Below are 14364 nucleotides of genomic sequence, written 5' to 3' on the forward strand. Positions count from 1 at the left end.
GGTCGGTGACAGCGGGCTACATACTACCCACCGGCCTCCGCCGCGCCGCGGAGCACCCGCCGGGGCGCTCCGCGGCGCCGAGGGCGGGCGCGGGTAGTCTGACCCGGCCCTCACCACGAGGGAGCCTCGATCCGATCGGACGCCATGCCGGAACGCCTCCCCGTCACGCTCGCCGTGCTCACCGTCGACCCCGGCGGGATGGGCGGCGGCGAGACCTACGCCCGCGCGCTCACCCGCCTCCTCGTGACGCGGCCGGGGGAGGAGGGGCTGCGCGTGCAGGCGCTCGTCCCCGAGAACGCCCGCGGCTTCAGCGAGGGCGTTCCCGAGATCGTCGCCGAGGGCGTCGTCAGCGGGGCCGGCCACCGGCGCCGGGCGACGGGCATGCTGCAGGCGCTGCTGCGCACCGTCCGGCTCCGGCGCCTGCTCGGGCCGGACGAGATCCTCTACTTCCCCTTCACCGTCCCGCTGCCCTGGCCGTCGCGCCGGCAGGGGCACGTGCAGATGCTCTTCGACCTCCAGCACCGGGACCTCCCGCAGCTCTTCCCGCGCGTCGAGCGCGTCTTCCGGCGGATCGCCTACGAGGCCACCGCGCGCCGGGCCGACGCGATCATCACCATCAGCGCGTTCACCAAGGGGCGGATCGTCGAGCTGCTCGGCATCCCGGAGGAGCGGATCCACGTCTCCCACCTCGGGGTGGACACCGAGCGCTTCCGCCCGCACCTGGGCGCGCGCGAGGACTTCGTCTTCTACCCGGCGCGCGCCTGGCCGCACAAGAACCACGCGCGGCTGTTCGAGGCGATGCGCCTGCTCCGCGCCGAGGGCCACGACCTGCGGCTCGTGCTCACCGGAGGCGACCTGGAGAAGCTCGGCCCGCTGCCCGACTTCGTCGAGTGGCGCGGGCACGTGGGCACCGAGGAGCTGGCGGAGCTCTACCGGCGCGCCGCCGTCCTCGCCTTCCCGAGCCTCTACGAGGGCTTCGGCTTCCCGCCGATCGAGGCGATGGCCTCCGGCTGCCCGGTCGCGGCCGCCGACTCCGGATCGCTGCCCGAGATCTGCGGCGACGCGGCGGTGCTCGTCGATCCGCTCGAGCCGCGCTCGATCGCGGACGGGATCCTCGAGGCGATCGAGCGCTCCGCCGAGCTCGGCGCGAAGGGCGTCGAGCGCGCGGCCCGGTTCAGCTGGGAGCGCTGCCGGGAGGAGCACCTGGCGGTGCTATGGGCTGTCGCGGCAGCCCGCCGGGCCGGTCGCCGGGGTGCAGGAGCCGCCGCCAGCTGAGCCCCTGCGCGGCGCGCATCGCGCAGATCACCAGCAGCAGCCAGCCGGCGTCGACCAGGAGCGAGCTCTCCGCGAGCGAGGTGACGACGAGGACGCTGAGCACCAGCACCGGCCAGACGTGCACGACCGCCTTGCGCTCGGAGGCGATGATCCACGAGCGCCAGAGCGCGAGGCCGACCAGCACGAGGAAGAGCGCGACCCCGACGACGCCCACCTGCAGCGCCAGGTCGAACACCGCGTTCAGGCTGGAGGAGTGCGGCCGGCCGGAGAGGAAGTCGATCGCGTTGAACGGGTACAGATCGGTGCGCCAGTAGCCCACCCAGCCCCAGCCGATGATCGGCGCCAGGTCGGTGAAGCGCCAGACCTGCTGCCAGAGCGTGACCCGGAACTCGAACTCGCTGCCCGCGTTGAGCAGGTCGACGATCCGGAAGCGGAAGAGCCCGGCGGTGAGCGCGGATGCCACGAGCACCGCGAGCGTCGTGTACTGCCGCCGCCGGCGCTGCTCGCCGGTGGCGCGGCGCACCCAGCGCAGGATCAGCGCGACGACCGCGGCGACGACGAGCACTCCGGCGCTGACCGCCGAGCGGGTGAGCACCAGGGTGACCGCGGCGAGAGCGAGGGAGGCGAGGGCCGGGCCGCGCGCCACGGACCGGGTCATCAGCTCGACCGAGAAGGTGACGACCGCCAGCAGGCAGACCAGCCCGAGCTGGTTGCGGGTGCCGACCAGCCCCTGGATCGGGCCGCCGGCGGCCAGGAGGCCCTCGACGCCGAGGAAGCGCAGCGGCCGGTCGATCAGGGCGCCGGAGAGCACCTCGACGGCCAGCGAGCCGATCAGCACGAACCGCATCACGTCGCCGACCGCGCGGATCACCTGGATGATGTCGCGGGTGAGGCCGATCGCGATCGCGAGGAAGGCGAGGGCGAGCTGGTAGAGCACGCTCGAGGCGGTGGCCCACTGATAGCCGCTCCACAGCGTGCTGAGGGCGATCCAGCCGAGGAAGACCAGGATGCTGGTCGGCAGCAGCCCCTCCCAGTCGAGCAGCTCGCGCCGCAGCACGAGCATGACGGCCGCGAGGGCGGTGAGCGTCGTGATCGCTGCGATGTAGCCGGGCCAGCCGATCATCCCGCGCACGGCCGGCGCGCAGAGCACGACGACGAGGGAGGTCTGCGCGAGGGCCGCCGCGAACTGCGGGGACGCCAGGGCGTCCGCGAGGGCGGCCGGCAGCGCCGACGGCCGTCCGCCCCTCATCGGACGGCGCGCTGGCCGGCGAGGGGGATCGGCTCGGCGGTGAGCGCGTCCTCCTCCTCGTTCGCGGGCTGCTTGGTCAGGACCGCCAGGGCGGCCAGCAGGAGCCAGCCGCTCTCGATCAGGAGCCGGCTCTCGAACAGCGCCTGCGCGAGGAGGGCGGCGAGCAGCAGCAGCGGCGCGAGCGACACCGCCGAGTAGGGCAGCGCCGTCGTCGCGCTGCGGCGCGGCCGGTCGACGGCGCGGAACCAGGCGCGCCAGAGGGTGGAGACCACGAGGGCGGTGAAGAGCACCAGCCCGACGAGGCCGAGCTGGAACCAGACGTCGAGCCAGGCGTCGTGCGCCTGCAGGTAGAGGACGCCCTTGCGCTCGGCGAGCGTGTCGAACGGGGCGGTCCAGGGCGCCCAGTAGCTGACCCAGCCCCAGCCGAGGACGGGCCGCTCGGCGGCGAGCGCCCAGACCGAGCGCCAGATGTCGAGCCGGCCGGTCGCGTCCTCGCTCTTGCCGAGCAGGCCCAGCAGGGTGCCCCAGCCGGCGATCGCGCCGCCCGCGAGCACGACGGCGGTCGCCGCGGCCGTGACGTAGACGGGCCGCCGCTCCGACTCGCCGCGGCGCCGCGCCCAGAGCGCGAAGGCCGCGGCCGCCGCGACGGCGACGACGCAGAGCAGCACGGTGGCGGAGCGGGTGAGCAGGAGCGTCGCGGCGAACAGGACGATCCAGACGACGCCCCAGCGGAGACGGAGGCTGCGCGCGGCCAGCTCGATCAGCACGACGATCAGGCCGAGCAGCGCGAGGAAGCCGAGCAGGTTGCGGTTGCCGACGAGCCCCTGGATCGGCTCGCCGGTGAACAGCGCGGCCTGCGACCAGTAGAAGGCGTCCGGAATGCGGCCGGCGGGCAGATCGATGACGAACGGCAGCACGGGCGCGCGGACGACGACCGCCACGACGAGCTCGAACAGGAGCGAGGCGCCGACGGTGATCCGCAGCGCGCGGCCGAGGGCGGTGACGAACTGCGCCGTGCTGAGCGTCAGGGCGAGGGCGACCGCCCCGAGCGAGGTGGCGAGCTGCGCGACGACGCCGATCGCGCTCGCCCCGGGGTACGCCGACCAGAGCAGCGAGAGCACGGCGAGGGCGAGGAAGGCGACGAGCGCCTTGGGCGTCCGGCTCCAGCGCAGGCGCGGCCGCACCCGGACCAGCAGCACGACGACGCCGACCAGCAGCGCCGCGACGACGACCCCCCAGCCCCACCAGCCCGCGAGGTTCCGCAGCGCCTGGCCGCCCAGCATCACCGTGAGCACGGCCACCGCGAGCGCTCGGGGAGCGGCGGGCGCGGCGCGTCGGATCATGGCGAACAGTCTAGGGAGCGGGCGGCCGGCGAGCGGGCGGGCTGCGCCTCAGACGAACGCGGCGCTGCCCGTGATCGCGCGGCCGACGATGAGCGTGTTCATCTCCCGGGTGCCCTCGTAGGAGTAGAGGGCCTCGGCATCGGCGAAGAACCGGGCGACGCCGTAGTCGAGGACGATGCCGTTGCCGCCCATCACCTCGCGGCACCAGGCGACCGTCTCGCGCATCCGCGCCGTCGTGTACGCCTTCGCGAGCGCGGAGTGCTCGTCGCGCTGCTCGCCGGCGTCGAGCATCTCGGAGACCCGGGTGGCCAGGGCGATGCTCGCGGTGATGTTGCCGATGCTCTTCACCAGCAGGTCCTGCACCAGCTGGTGCCCGACCAGCGGCTTGCCGAACTGCACGCGCTCGCGGGCGTAGCGCAGGGCGGCGTCGTAGGCGCCGATCGCGACGCCGATCGCCTGCCAGGCGACCTCGGCGCGGGTGAGGCGGAGCACCTTCGCCGTGTCGCGGAACGAGTTCGCGCCCTGCAGGCGCAGCGACTCCGGCACGCGGACCCCCTCGAGCACGATGTCGGCGTTCTGCACGGTGCGCAGGCTCTGCTTGCGGGCGATGGCCGTGGCGCGGTAGCCCGGGGTGCTCGTCGGGACGAGGAAGCCCTTCACCTGGCCGTCGGCGACGTCCTTCGCCCAGATCACGGTGACGTCGCTGAAGGTCGCGTTCCCGATCCAGCGCTTCTCGCCGTCGAGGATCCAGGTGTCGCCCTCGCGGCGGGCCGTGGTGCGCAGGCCCTGCGCGGAGTCGGAGCCGGAGTGCGGCTCCGTCAGGCCGAAGGCGCCGATCACCTCGCCCGAGGCGAGCTTCGGCAGCCACTCGGCCCGCTGCTCCTCGGAGCCGGCGACGCCGACCGTCCCCATCACCAGGCCGTTCTGCACGCCGACGTAGGTGGCGATGCTCGCGTCGACCCGGCCGAACTCGAGGGCGACCCAGCCGCGGAACACCGACGAGTTCTCGATCGTCCGCGTCTCGGGCCAGGAGAGGCCGATCACGCCGGTGGCGTGGATCCCGGGGATGAGCTGGCGCGGGAACTCGGCGCGCTCCCAGTACTCGTCGGCGATCGGGCGGACCTGCTCCTCGAGGAACGCGCGGACGCCCACGAGGAGCTCCTTCTCGGCGGCGGTGAGCCGCGACTCGAAGCCGTAGAAGTCGGCGGTGAGCAGTTCGAAGGTCGTGCTGTCCATGGTTCATCGCTCCATCGCTCGGGCGCGCAGCGACTCGGCCCGCAGGAGCGGCGGCGGTGCGGCTCCTCCCAGCGTACGAAGGGGGCGGACGGCCGGCGCGGACGCTGGCGATCGGCGCCAAGCGGCGGCCGGTCCTCCGGGGCCGCTCTTGTAGATCCTGCTAGCGTCGGGCCCGGGCCGCCCCGGCAGGGTCCGGACGGCGCAGCCCCGCATCCCGCCTCGCAGCCCGCCCCGGAACGGAAGGCCCTCGCCGTGTTCATCCCGATCGGCAACACCCCCCGCGACTACGCCTGGGGCTCGCTCACCGGCATCTCGGACGCCCTCGGCACCGCGCCGTCCGGCCGTCCCGAGGCGGAGCTCTGGCTGGGGGCGCACCCGGGCTCGCCGGCCCGCATCCTCGACCCCGCCTCCGTCGGCGCGTCGACGCTCGCGGAGTGGATCGCCCGCGAGCCGGAGACGGCGCTCGCCGGAGTCGCCGGCTCGGTCGACCCCGTGTCCGGCGCGCCGCGGCTGCCGTTCCTGCTCAAGATCCTCGCGGCGGGCGCGCCGCTGTCGCTGCAGGCGCACCCGTCGTCCGCGACGGCGCAGCGCCGCTTCGTCGAGGAGGACGAGGCCGGTGTCCCGCGCGACGCGGCCGAGCGCAACTACAAGGATCCGTTCCACAAGCCCGAGCTGATCTACGCGCTCACCGAGAGCTTCGACGCGCTCTGCGGATTCCGCGAGCTCGACGGCACCCGGGCGCTGCTCGCGGAGCTGGCCGGCCGTGCCGCGGGGGAGGGGGCGGCGTCGATCGCGCGCTTCGCCGGCGGGCTCGAGGGCGAGCCGTCGGTCGTCCTGCGGCGGGCGGTCTCCTGGCTGCTCGCCGACGGCGACCGCGCGGAGGTCGCGGCCCTGATCGCCGCCGTGGTGGAAGCGTCGGAGGGCGACGACCGCCTCGAGACCGAGACGGTGCTCTCGCTCGCCGAGGCCTACCCGGGCGACCCGGGCGTCGTGCTCTCGCTGCTGCTCAACCGCGTGCGGCTCGCCCGCGGCGAGGTGCTCTACCTGCCCGCCGGCAACATCCACGCCTACCTCGCGGGCACGGGGGTCGAGCTGATGGCCGCCTCCGACAACGTGCTGCGCGGCGGGCTCACGCCGAAGCACATCGACGTGCCCGAGCTGGTCAGCGTTCTCGAGTTCTCGCCGCTGCCGGTGCCGTACCTGCCGGCCGAGGAGCCGGCGCCCGGGCTGCGCGTCTACCGGCCGGACGTGCCGGACTTCCTGCTCGCCGTCGTCGAGCCGGCCTCGGACGAGCCGGTGCGCGTCGAGCTCGACGGTCCGGCCATCGCGATCGCCACCGCCGGGTCCTTCACCGTCCACGGCGCCGAGGGCTCGGTCGAGGTCGAGCGCGGCGGCAGCGTCTACGTCACGCCGTCGGAGCGCGCCCTGTCGGTCACCGGCCGCGGCACCCTCTTCGTCGCCACGGTCTGACGGGCGGCTCTTCGGCCCACCGTGCTTGCGGTGGTGGATCTCGATACGCCCGCTGCGCGGGCTACTCGATCAGCATGGACGGCCGCCCCACCCATGCTGGTCGAGCAGCCCGCAGGGCGGAGCATGCTGGTCGAGTAGCGCGCAGCGCGCACCATGCTGGTCGAGTAGCGCGCAGCGCGTATCGAGACCCACCTCCGTCAGCCCGTCGGTCTTGGGGTGGTGGATCTCGATACGCCCGCCGGGCGGGCTACTCGATCAGCATGAGCTTTCCGCCCGTCGGGCAGGCCTTCGGGCGCTTCATGCTGGTCGAGCATGCCGCCGGGCGCTCCACGCCGGTCGAGCAGCGCGCAGCGCGCACCATGCTGGTCGAGTAGCGCGCAGCGCGTATCGAGACCCACGGCCATCGGGTCGGTGGATCCCGGCGCCGGTCAGGAGGCGGCCGCGGCCGCCGTCGCGAAGGTGCGGCGATAGGCGGCGGGCGTCGTCTGCAGCACGCGGGCGAAGTGGTGGCGGAGGACGGCGGCGGTGCCGAAGCCGACGCGGGCGGCGATCGCCTCGAGGGTCAGGTCGGACTCCTCCAGCAGCTGCTGGGCGCGGAGGAGCCGCTGGCGGTTCAGCCAGGCCAGCGGCGTGGTGCCCAGGTCGGCGCGGAAGCGGCGGGCGAAGGTGCGCGGCGACATCAGCGCTCGACGCGCGAGGACGTCGACGCTGAGCTCCTCGTCGAGGTGGTGCAGCATCCACTCGGTGACGTCGGCGAGCGAGTCCGCGCGCGCCTCCGGGATCGGCGTCGGGATGAACTGCGCCTGGCCGCCGTGGCGCTGCGGCGGCACCACCATGCGGCGCGCGACGACGTTCGCGGCCGCGGCGCCGAGCTCCTCGCGGACGATGTGCAGGCACGCGTCGATCCCGGCCGCGGTCCCGGCGCCCGTGACGATCCGGCCCTCCTGCACGAACAGGACGTCCGGGTCGACCTCGACCGCCGGGTGGCGCCGGGCGAGCTCGTCGGCGTGCATCCAGTGCGTCGTCGCCCGTCGCCCGTCGAGCAGTCCCGCCTCGGCCAGCACGAAGGCGCCGCTGCAGACGCTCACGATCCACGCCCCGCGCTCGTGGGCGCGGCGCAGCAGGGCGAGCACGCGCTCGTCGGCGGGGCCGATCGGGTGCGCCGGCACCGCGATCAGGTCGGCGTCCTCGGCCGCCTCGAGGCCGTCGGCGATCATCAGCTCGAAGCCGAGCGAGGTGCGCACCGGCCCCGGATCCGCGGTCGCGATGCGGAAGTCGAACACCGGCCCGCCGTGGTCGCGCCGGTCGATCCCGAACACCTCGCAGACCACGCCGAACTCGAACGGGGCGACCCCGGGCAGGGCGAGGACGGCGACGGAGCGGAGCACGACGGCAGGATATCGCGACACCACGAGATCCCGCCACCTGGCCCGCGCCGCCCCGCCGCTAGGGTTGCGTCGGTGCGCGCGCGGCGCCCGTCATCGAGGAGGATCCACATGGCATGGCTGGTCACCGGGGGAGCCGGGTACATCGGAGCGCACGTCGTGCGGGCGTTCGCCGAGCAGGGCATCGACCCCGTCGTCCTCGACGATCTGTCGTCCGGCCACGAGGGCTTCGTCCCCGAGGGCGTGCCGTTCCACCGCGGCTCGATCCTCGACGAGGCGCTGCTGGACGAGGTCTTCGCGCAGCACGACATCGAGGGCGTCGTGCACGTCGCCGGCTTCAAGTACGCGGGAGTGTCGGTGCAGCGCCCGCTGCACACCTACGAGCAGAACGTCACCGGCACGATGCGCGTGCTCGCCGCGATGGAGCGCGCCGGCGTCCGCTCGATCGTCTTCTCCTCCAGCGCCGCGGTGTACGGCGCTGTCGACGTCGAGCTCGTCACCGAGAGCACCCCGAAGAGCCCCGAGTCGCCCTACGGCGAGTCGAAGCTGATCGGCGAGTGGCTGCTCGCCGACGCCGGCCGCGCGCACGGGGTGCGCCACGCGTCGCTCCGCTACTTCAACGTCGTCGGCTCCGGCTACCCGGACGTCTACGACACCAGCCCGCACAACCTCTTCCCGCTCGTGTTCGAGGCGCTCCTGGCCGGACGGACGCCGCGCATCAACGGCGACGACTACCCCACTCCGGACGGCACCTGCGTCCGCGACTACATCCACGTCGCCGATCTCGCGCTCGCGCACGTCGCGGCGGCCCGGCGCCTGGCCGCCGGCGAGCCGATCGAGCCCGTCTACAACCTGGGCAGCGGAACCGGCGCCTCGGTCGGCGAGATCATGACCGCGATCGCCGACAGCACCGGCATCGCCTTCACCCCGGAGGTCGCGCCGCGCCGCCCGGGCGACCCGCCCCGCATCGTCGCCTCGGGCGAGACCGCGGCCCGCGACCTCGGCTGGGAGATGCGCCACACCGTCGCCGAGATGGTGGAGAGCGCCTGGCGCGCCCGGAGCGCCGCGGGGTCCTGACGCCGGCCGGGAGCTTCGACACGGTCGCGACACGCCGGTGTGTCGTGAACCCTCCACGGCGGGTTGAGGGTTTATGGTCCGCGACTTGACCTCAGCGAATGACACCGGTGTAATTACTGAGGCGGCCCACCCTCCGGGAGGAGCCGGTCGCCGATCATGTTCGCGGGCGGGGTAGGAGACGGTATGGCGATTCCCGACAGCGTCTCTGGCAGCGACAGAGGCTTCGGAACCGACAGAGGCTTCGGAGACGACGCAGGCCCCGGCAGCGACCGGGCCTCCGGCATGAGCGCGGTCCCCGAGGACTGGTTCGTCGATCCCGTCCGGCTCGGTGTCCCCGGCGTCCGCCAGGGCATCGACTCGGGCAGCGAGGCGCCCGGTGGCGCCCTCTCCTGGCAGGTCGACTCGCTCTGCGCGCAGACCGATCCGGAGGCGTTCTTCCCCGAGAAGGGCGGATCCACGCGCGACGCGAAGAAGATCTGCACCTCGTGCGAGGTCCGGGCGCAGTGCCTCGAGTACGCGCTCGAGAACGACGAGCGCTTCGGCATCTGGGGCGGCCTCTCCGAGCGCGAGCGCCGCAAGCTGCGCCGTCGGGCGTGACGACCGCCGCTCACCGGGGGCGGCGAGCCGCCGCGGGGCGCCGCGCGCCCATCGCTTAGGGTGGTCCGCGATGTATCCCCGAGTAACCGCCGTCCTGGTCGCCCACAACGGCGCGGCCTACCTGGAACGCACCCTCGCGGCGCTGCGGGCCCAGACCCGGCAGCCCGATGCGACCGTGTTCGTCGACGGCGGCTCGAAGGACGCGACCGGGGAGCTCCTCTCCGGCTGGGGTCCGACGCAGTTCGTCCAGGTCGCCGAGAACCTTCCGTTCGGCCAGGCCGTCGCCCGCGCCGTGCGCGTCATGCAGGCGCCGACGGGGGAGGACGAGTGGCTGTGGCTGCTCGCCGCCGACTCCGCCCCTGAGCCGGGTGCGCTCGCCGCGCTCCTCGGCGCGGTCGAGGTCGCGCCCTCCGTCGCGGTCGCCGGGCCGAAGGTCATGGACTGGACCCGGTCGGGCTACATCCGCAGCTACGGCGAGTCGATCACCAACTACGGCACCACCGTCCACCTCGTCGAGGACGAGCTCGACCAGGGCCAGCACGACGCCACGCCCGACGTGCTCGCCGTCGCCGCCGGCGGCATGCTGGTGCGGCACGCGCTCTGGGAGGAGCTGGGCGGCTTCGACCCCGGGCTGCCCGTGGTCGACGACGCCCTCGACTTCTCGATCCGCACCCGCCTCGCCGGCCACCGGGTCAGCCGCGTCCCCGACGCCCGGGTCACCACCGCGCGCATCGGCCTGCAGCGTCCCGACGGTCGCCGGATCGACAGCGGGGAGCGCCGCCGCGCCCGCCAGCACCGCACCGCGCAGCTGCACCGCCGCCTCGCCTACGCCCCGGTGGCGCTGCTCGTCGTGCACTGGCTCTCGCTCGTGCCGCTCGCCGTCGGCCGCGCGGCCGTCCGGCTCCTGCGCAAGCAGCCCGGCCTCGTCGGCGGCGAGCTGCTCGCGGCCTTCGTCGTCGCCTTCGGCGGCACCAAGGTCTTCCACGCCAGGCGCGTGCTCCGCTCGTCGAAGAACGTCGGCTGGAAGGCCATCGCGCCGCTGCGCATCCCGCTCGACGTGGTCCGCCAGCTCCGCTCGGTCCGGCACGACGCCGTCCGGGTGCAGGCCAGCCGCGAGCGCCACCCGCTGCACTTCTTCCAGGGCGGCGGCGTCTGGATCGTCCTGGTCGCCGCGATCGCCGGGCTGATCGTCTACGCGCGCCTGCTCGCGGCCACCGCCATGGGCGGCGGCGGTCTGCTCACCCTCTCGCCGTCGGTCGGCGAGCTGTGGCGGAACGCCGCGTACGGCTGGCGCGACCTCGGCTCCGGCTTCATCGGCGCGGCGGACCCGTTCGCCGCCGTGCTCGCCGTGCTCGGCTCGCTCACCTTCTGGGCGCCGAGCTTCTCGATCGTCCTCCTCTACCTCACGGCTCTGCCGCTCGCGACGATGGGCGCGTGGATGATGATCGCCCGCCTCACCGCGCGGCCGATCGCCCGCGGCGCCGGCGCTTTCGTCTACCTGCTCGCGCCGGCCTTCTTCGCCGCGCAGTCCGAGGGCCGCCCGGCCGCGATCCTGGTGCACGTCCTGCTGCCCTGGCTCTTCTTCGCCGGATTCGGCGCCTACCGCTCCTGGTCGTCCTCGGCGACCGCCTCGATCCTGGCCGCCGCCGTCGTCGCCTGCGCGCCGGTGCTCGCGATCCCGCTCGCGATGATCTGGATCGTCGTGCTCGCCACGTCCGGTCGCCGGATCGGCCGCTTCGCCGGACTGCCGATCCCGGCTCTCGCGCTGCTCTTCCCGATCATCGTCGCGCACGCCCAGCGGGGCGACTGGTTCGCGATCCTCGCCGACCCGGGCGTGCCGCTGCCGTCCGGCCGGGTCGACTTCTTCTCGCTCGTCGCCGGCTTCCCCTCGGGCTTCACGACCGGCTGGCTGGAGCTCCTGGGCGGTCTGGGCGTCCCCGCTTCCGCGGCCGGTCTCGCGACCGCGGTGCTCGTGCTGCCGCTGGTGATCTCGGCGCTCGCGGCGCTGCTGCTGCCGAACAACCTCTCCGCCCTCGGCGGCGTGGGCGTGGCCGCCTCCGGTCTGCTGACCGCCGCGCTCGCGCAGGACGTCCAGGTGGTGACCACCGGGTCCGAGGCGGTCGCCGTCTGGAGCGGCACGGGCCTCAGCCTGTACTGGCTCGGCCTGGTCGTCGGCTTCTCGCTCTCGGTCGCCGCGCTGCCGTCCTACCGGGTCGTCCCGGCTCTGGTCGTCACGGCCGCCGCGGTCGTGGCGGTCGCTCCGCTGGCGGTGCTGTTCCCGATGGGCGGCGGGACCGTGACGACCGCCGGCTCCGATCGCTCGCTGCCGGCGTACGTCGCGGCGGAGGCGCAGAACGAGCCGCGGGTGGGCACGATCGTGCTCGTCCCGCAGTCGGACGGCGGGATCCTCGCGCGGCTCGAGCGCGGCGCGGGAGCTACCCTCGATCAGCAGTCGACCCTCGCCGCCACCGGCACCGAGCAGACCGACGCGATCGACGAGCTCGCGGGCAACCTCGTCTCGCGCACCGGCTACGAGGTCGGAACGGCGCTGCAGGACCTCGGCGTGCGCTTCGTCGTGCTCGCTCCACCGGCCAGCGCCGACGCCGGCGACGCGGCCTCGGCCGTCAGCGCCCGCGCCGCCGTCTCGCTGGACGGGAACGCCGCGTTCTCCGCCGTCGGCGACACCCAGTACGGCCTGCTCTGGACCGCCGTCGACACCGAGGGCACCCGCATCGACGCGGCGCCGCAGGGCGTCGTCGGCCCGTTCGGCGTGGCCTACACGATCGCGCTGCTCATCGTCTTCCTGGTCGCGTTCCTGCTGGCCGTCCCCACCGGCCTCTCGCTCGAGCGCTCCCGCTCGGGAGCCGCGGTCGCGGGGATCGACGACGAGCCGGGCGAGGCCACCGGCCAGTTCGACGACGGGACCGACGATGCCTGATCCGTCCGTGCCCGATCCGTCCGTCCCCGATCGCTCCGGCCCCGGTTCCGACGTGCCCGATTCCGACGTGCCTGATCGCCCCGTCCCCGATCGCTCTGTGCCCGATTCCGACGTGCCCGATCCCGTGGAGTCCGATCCGGCCGGTCCCGATCGCTCCGTGCCCGATCCCGCGGTGCCCGCTCGCCGCGCGGCCGAGTCGTCCGCGCCCGGCCGCCCCGAGCCTGATCCCGCCGACCAGGAGAAGCGCATGACGCCGACCCCGCCCCGCCCCTCGCGTGCCGAGCGGCGCGCCGAGCGCTCCGCCGCGAAGCCCGGCAGAGACGCCCCTGCAGCCGCCCCGAAGCGCGACCGGACCGTCTCGGCCGCTCGCCGCCGCCGGACCGCGCTCCGCACCGCCGCCGGCGTCGCGGGGCTCGCCCTCGCCGGCGCCGCGGTCGTCCTGCCCCAGATCCTCCCCGGGCCGCTCGCGAGCCGGGCCGCCGACGGCGTCGTGGTCACCCCCGTGGCGGCCGACGGAGCGCTCGTCTGCGCGGGCGACCTGATCGACGCGAGCGACCCCGAGGAGCTCAGCGCGCTCGGCGAGTCGGGCAGCTCGCTCTGGCCGCAGGACGCGACGGGCGACGCCTCGGCACTCGAGGAGGCCGACGTGGCCTCCCCGGGCACCGGGATCACCCGGGTCGACGTCCCCGCCGAGTCCGATCCGACGCCCGGCGGCGTGACGACCCAGTCGATCGCGACGGAGGAGCTGTTCGGCCTCTCGGCACTCGGCTGCGCCGAGCCGTCCGCCGACAGCTGGCTCGTCGCCGGATCGACCGACGTCGGCCGGACCTCGACCCTCGTCCTCGCGAACGCCAGCGAGGTGGCGGCGACGGTCGACCTCGCCCTCTACGGCGAGAACGGCGTCGTCCCGGCGACCGGGGCGACCGGCATCGTCGTCCCCGCGGGCACCGTCCGAGCCCTCCCGCTCGCCGGGCTCGCCCCCGACGTGCTCCAGCCGGTCGTCCGGATGACCGCGCGCGGCGGCGAGATCGCGGCGAGCATCCAGAGCAGCGTCATCTCCGGCCTGACCCCGCAGGGTGTCGAGACGACCGGCCCCGCAGCCGCGCCGTCCACGCTCGCCGTCATCTCCGGCTTCACCGTCGCGTCGCCCCCGGCCGACACGGCGGGCGACGACGGCACCGGAGGCGACGGCACCCCCGTCCTGCGCATCCTCGCCCCCGGCGAGGCGGACAGCACGGTCTCGATCGAGGTCGCGAACGAGGACCCGAGCGGCATCGGCACCTCGACCCAGGTCGTCGTCCCGGCCGGCCGCGTCGGCGAGGTCCCCCTCTCCGGCCTCGCGGACGGCTCCTACCGCGTCACGCTCACCTCCGACCAGCCCGTCGTCGCGGCCGGCCGCACGACGTCGACCGGCACCGCCGGGACCGACTTCGCCTGGTTCGTGTCGGGGACGGCGACCGACGTGCCCTTCGGCGTCGGCAACACCCGCGAGACCGGAGCCGTCCTGCACCTCGCGAACGGCAGCGACTCCTCGGCGTCGGTGCAGCTCGAGTCCGAGACCGGGACCCGCACCCTCGACATCGGCCCCTTCGCCTCGGTGTCCGCCGAGCTCGGCGTCGACCCCGTGGTCGTCACCAGCGATCAGCCGGTGCAGGCGTCCGTCTCGATCGCGAACGAGGGGCGCATCGCGGGCTACGCCATCGTGCCGCCCGGACCGCTGTCCTCCCCGGTCACCGTCTACTCGCACTGAGCGGCCGGCGGCGTCCCGGAGGCGCCGCCCGGCTCAGTGGGGCC

The 14364-nt window shown here is 74.5% G+C and carries 10 protein-coding genes; 6 read left to right on the forward strand and 4 right to left on the reverse strand.

Features of this window, described 5'->3' with window-relative positions; genetic code table 11:
• Nucleotides 1-144 precede the first annotated feature (144 nt).
• Complete coding sequence (locus tag EDF17_RS04345; protein ID WP_123444376.1) at nucleotides 145-1275, forward strand: glycosyltransferase family 1 protein; 1131 nt, start codon at nucleotides 145-147, stop codon at nucleotides 1273-1275.
• On the opposite strand, the gene EDF17_RS04350 is transcribed toward EDF17_RS04345, so the two are convergent.
• From EDF17_RS04350 to EDF17_RS04360, 3 genes are read right to left on the reverse strand one after another with little or no spacing between them, the layout of a single operon-like run.
• Nucleotides 1175-2524, reverse strand: coding sequence for an O-antigen ligase family protein (locus EDF17_RS04350; protein ID WP_123444377.1), 1350 nt, complete (start codon nucleotides 2522-2524; stop codon nucleotides 1175-1177). The two genes, EDF17_RS04345 and EDF17_RS04350, sit on opposite strands and share 101 nt — an antisense overlap.
• Nucleotides 2521-3867 (reverse strand): O-antigen ligase family protein, encoded by a 1347-nt coding sequence (locus EDF17_RS04355; RefSeq protein WP_133671893.1) that lies wholly within the window; start codon nucleotides 3865-3867, stop codon nucleotides 2521-2523. Before EDF17_RS04355 ends, EDF17_RS04350 begins: the two co-directional genes overlap by 4 nt.
• A 48-nt stretch (nucleotides 3868-3915) precedes the next feature.
• The gene (locus EDF17_RS04360; protein ID WP_123444379.1) at nucleotides 3916-5103 is read right to left on the reverse strand and encodes an acyl-CoA dehydrogenase family protein; all 1188 of its coding nucleotides are present in this window, start codon (nucleotides 5101-5103) and stop codon (nucleotides 3916-3918) included.
• Nucleotides 5104-5355: 252 nt separating this feature from the next.
• Between EDF17_RS04360 and manA the strand changes: the two genes are divergently transcribed.
• Nucleotides 5356-6573: a mannose-6-phosphate isomerase, class I gene (manA, locus tag EDF17_RS04365; RefSeq protein ID WP_123444380.1), complete on the forward strand. Its 1218-nt coding sequence runs from the start codon at nucleotides 5356-5358 to the stop codon at nucleotides 6571-6573.
• A 428-nt stretch (nucleotides 6574-7001) separates the two neighbouring features.
• Here the strand turns inward: manA and EDF17_RS04370 are convergent, their stop codons facing one another.
• The gene (locus tag EDF17_RS04370) at nucleotides 7002-7961 is read right to left on the reverse strand and encodes a helix-turn-helix domain-containing protein (protein ID WP_123444381.1); all 960 of its coding nucleotides are present in this window, start codon (nucleotides 7959-7961) and stop codon (nucleotides 7002-7004) included.
• Nucleotides 7962-8069: 108 nt separating this feature from the next.
• Here EDF17_RS04370 and galE point away from each other — a divergent pair, with 108 nt between their 5' ends.
• From galE to EDF17_RS04390, 4 genes are all read left to right on the forward strand, one after another.
• Nucleotides 8070-9035, forward strand: coding sequence for a UDP-glucose 4-epimerase GalE (gene galE, locus EDF17_RS04375; RefSeq protein WP_123444382.1), 966 nt, complete (start codon nucleotides 8070-8072; stop codon nucleotides 9033-9035).
• 282 nt (nucleotides 9036-9317) lie between these two features.
• On the forward strand, nucleotides 9318-9632 hold the full coding sequence (locus EDF17_RS04380) for a WhiB family transcriptional regulator (RefSeq protein WP_123444423.1): 315 nt from the start codon (nucleotides 9318-9320) through the stop codon (nucleotides 9630-9632).
• A gap of 70 nt (nucleotides 9633-9702) precedes the next feature.
• On the forward strand, nucleotides 9703-12570 hold the full coding sequence (locus tag EDF17_RS04385) for a glycosyltransferase family 2 protein (RefSeq protein WP_123444383.1): 2868 nt from the start codon (nucleotides 9703-9705) through the stop codon (nucleotides 12568-12570).
• 247 nt (nucleotides 12571-12817) lie between these two features.
• Nucleotides 12818-14320, forward strand: coding sequence for a DUF5719 family protein (locus EDF17_RS04390; protein ID WP_127886102.1), 1503 nt, complete (start codon nucleotides 12818-12820; stop codon nucleotides 14318-14320).
• The last annotated feature ends 44 nt before the right edge of the window (nucleotides 14321-14364 follow it).

This window comes from Rathayibacter sp. PhB1 (assembly GCF_004362935.1).
GTDB lineage: Bacteria > Actinomycetota > Actinomycetes > Actinomycetales > Microbacteriaceae > Rathayibacter > Rathayibacter festucae.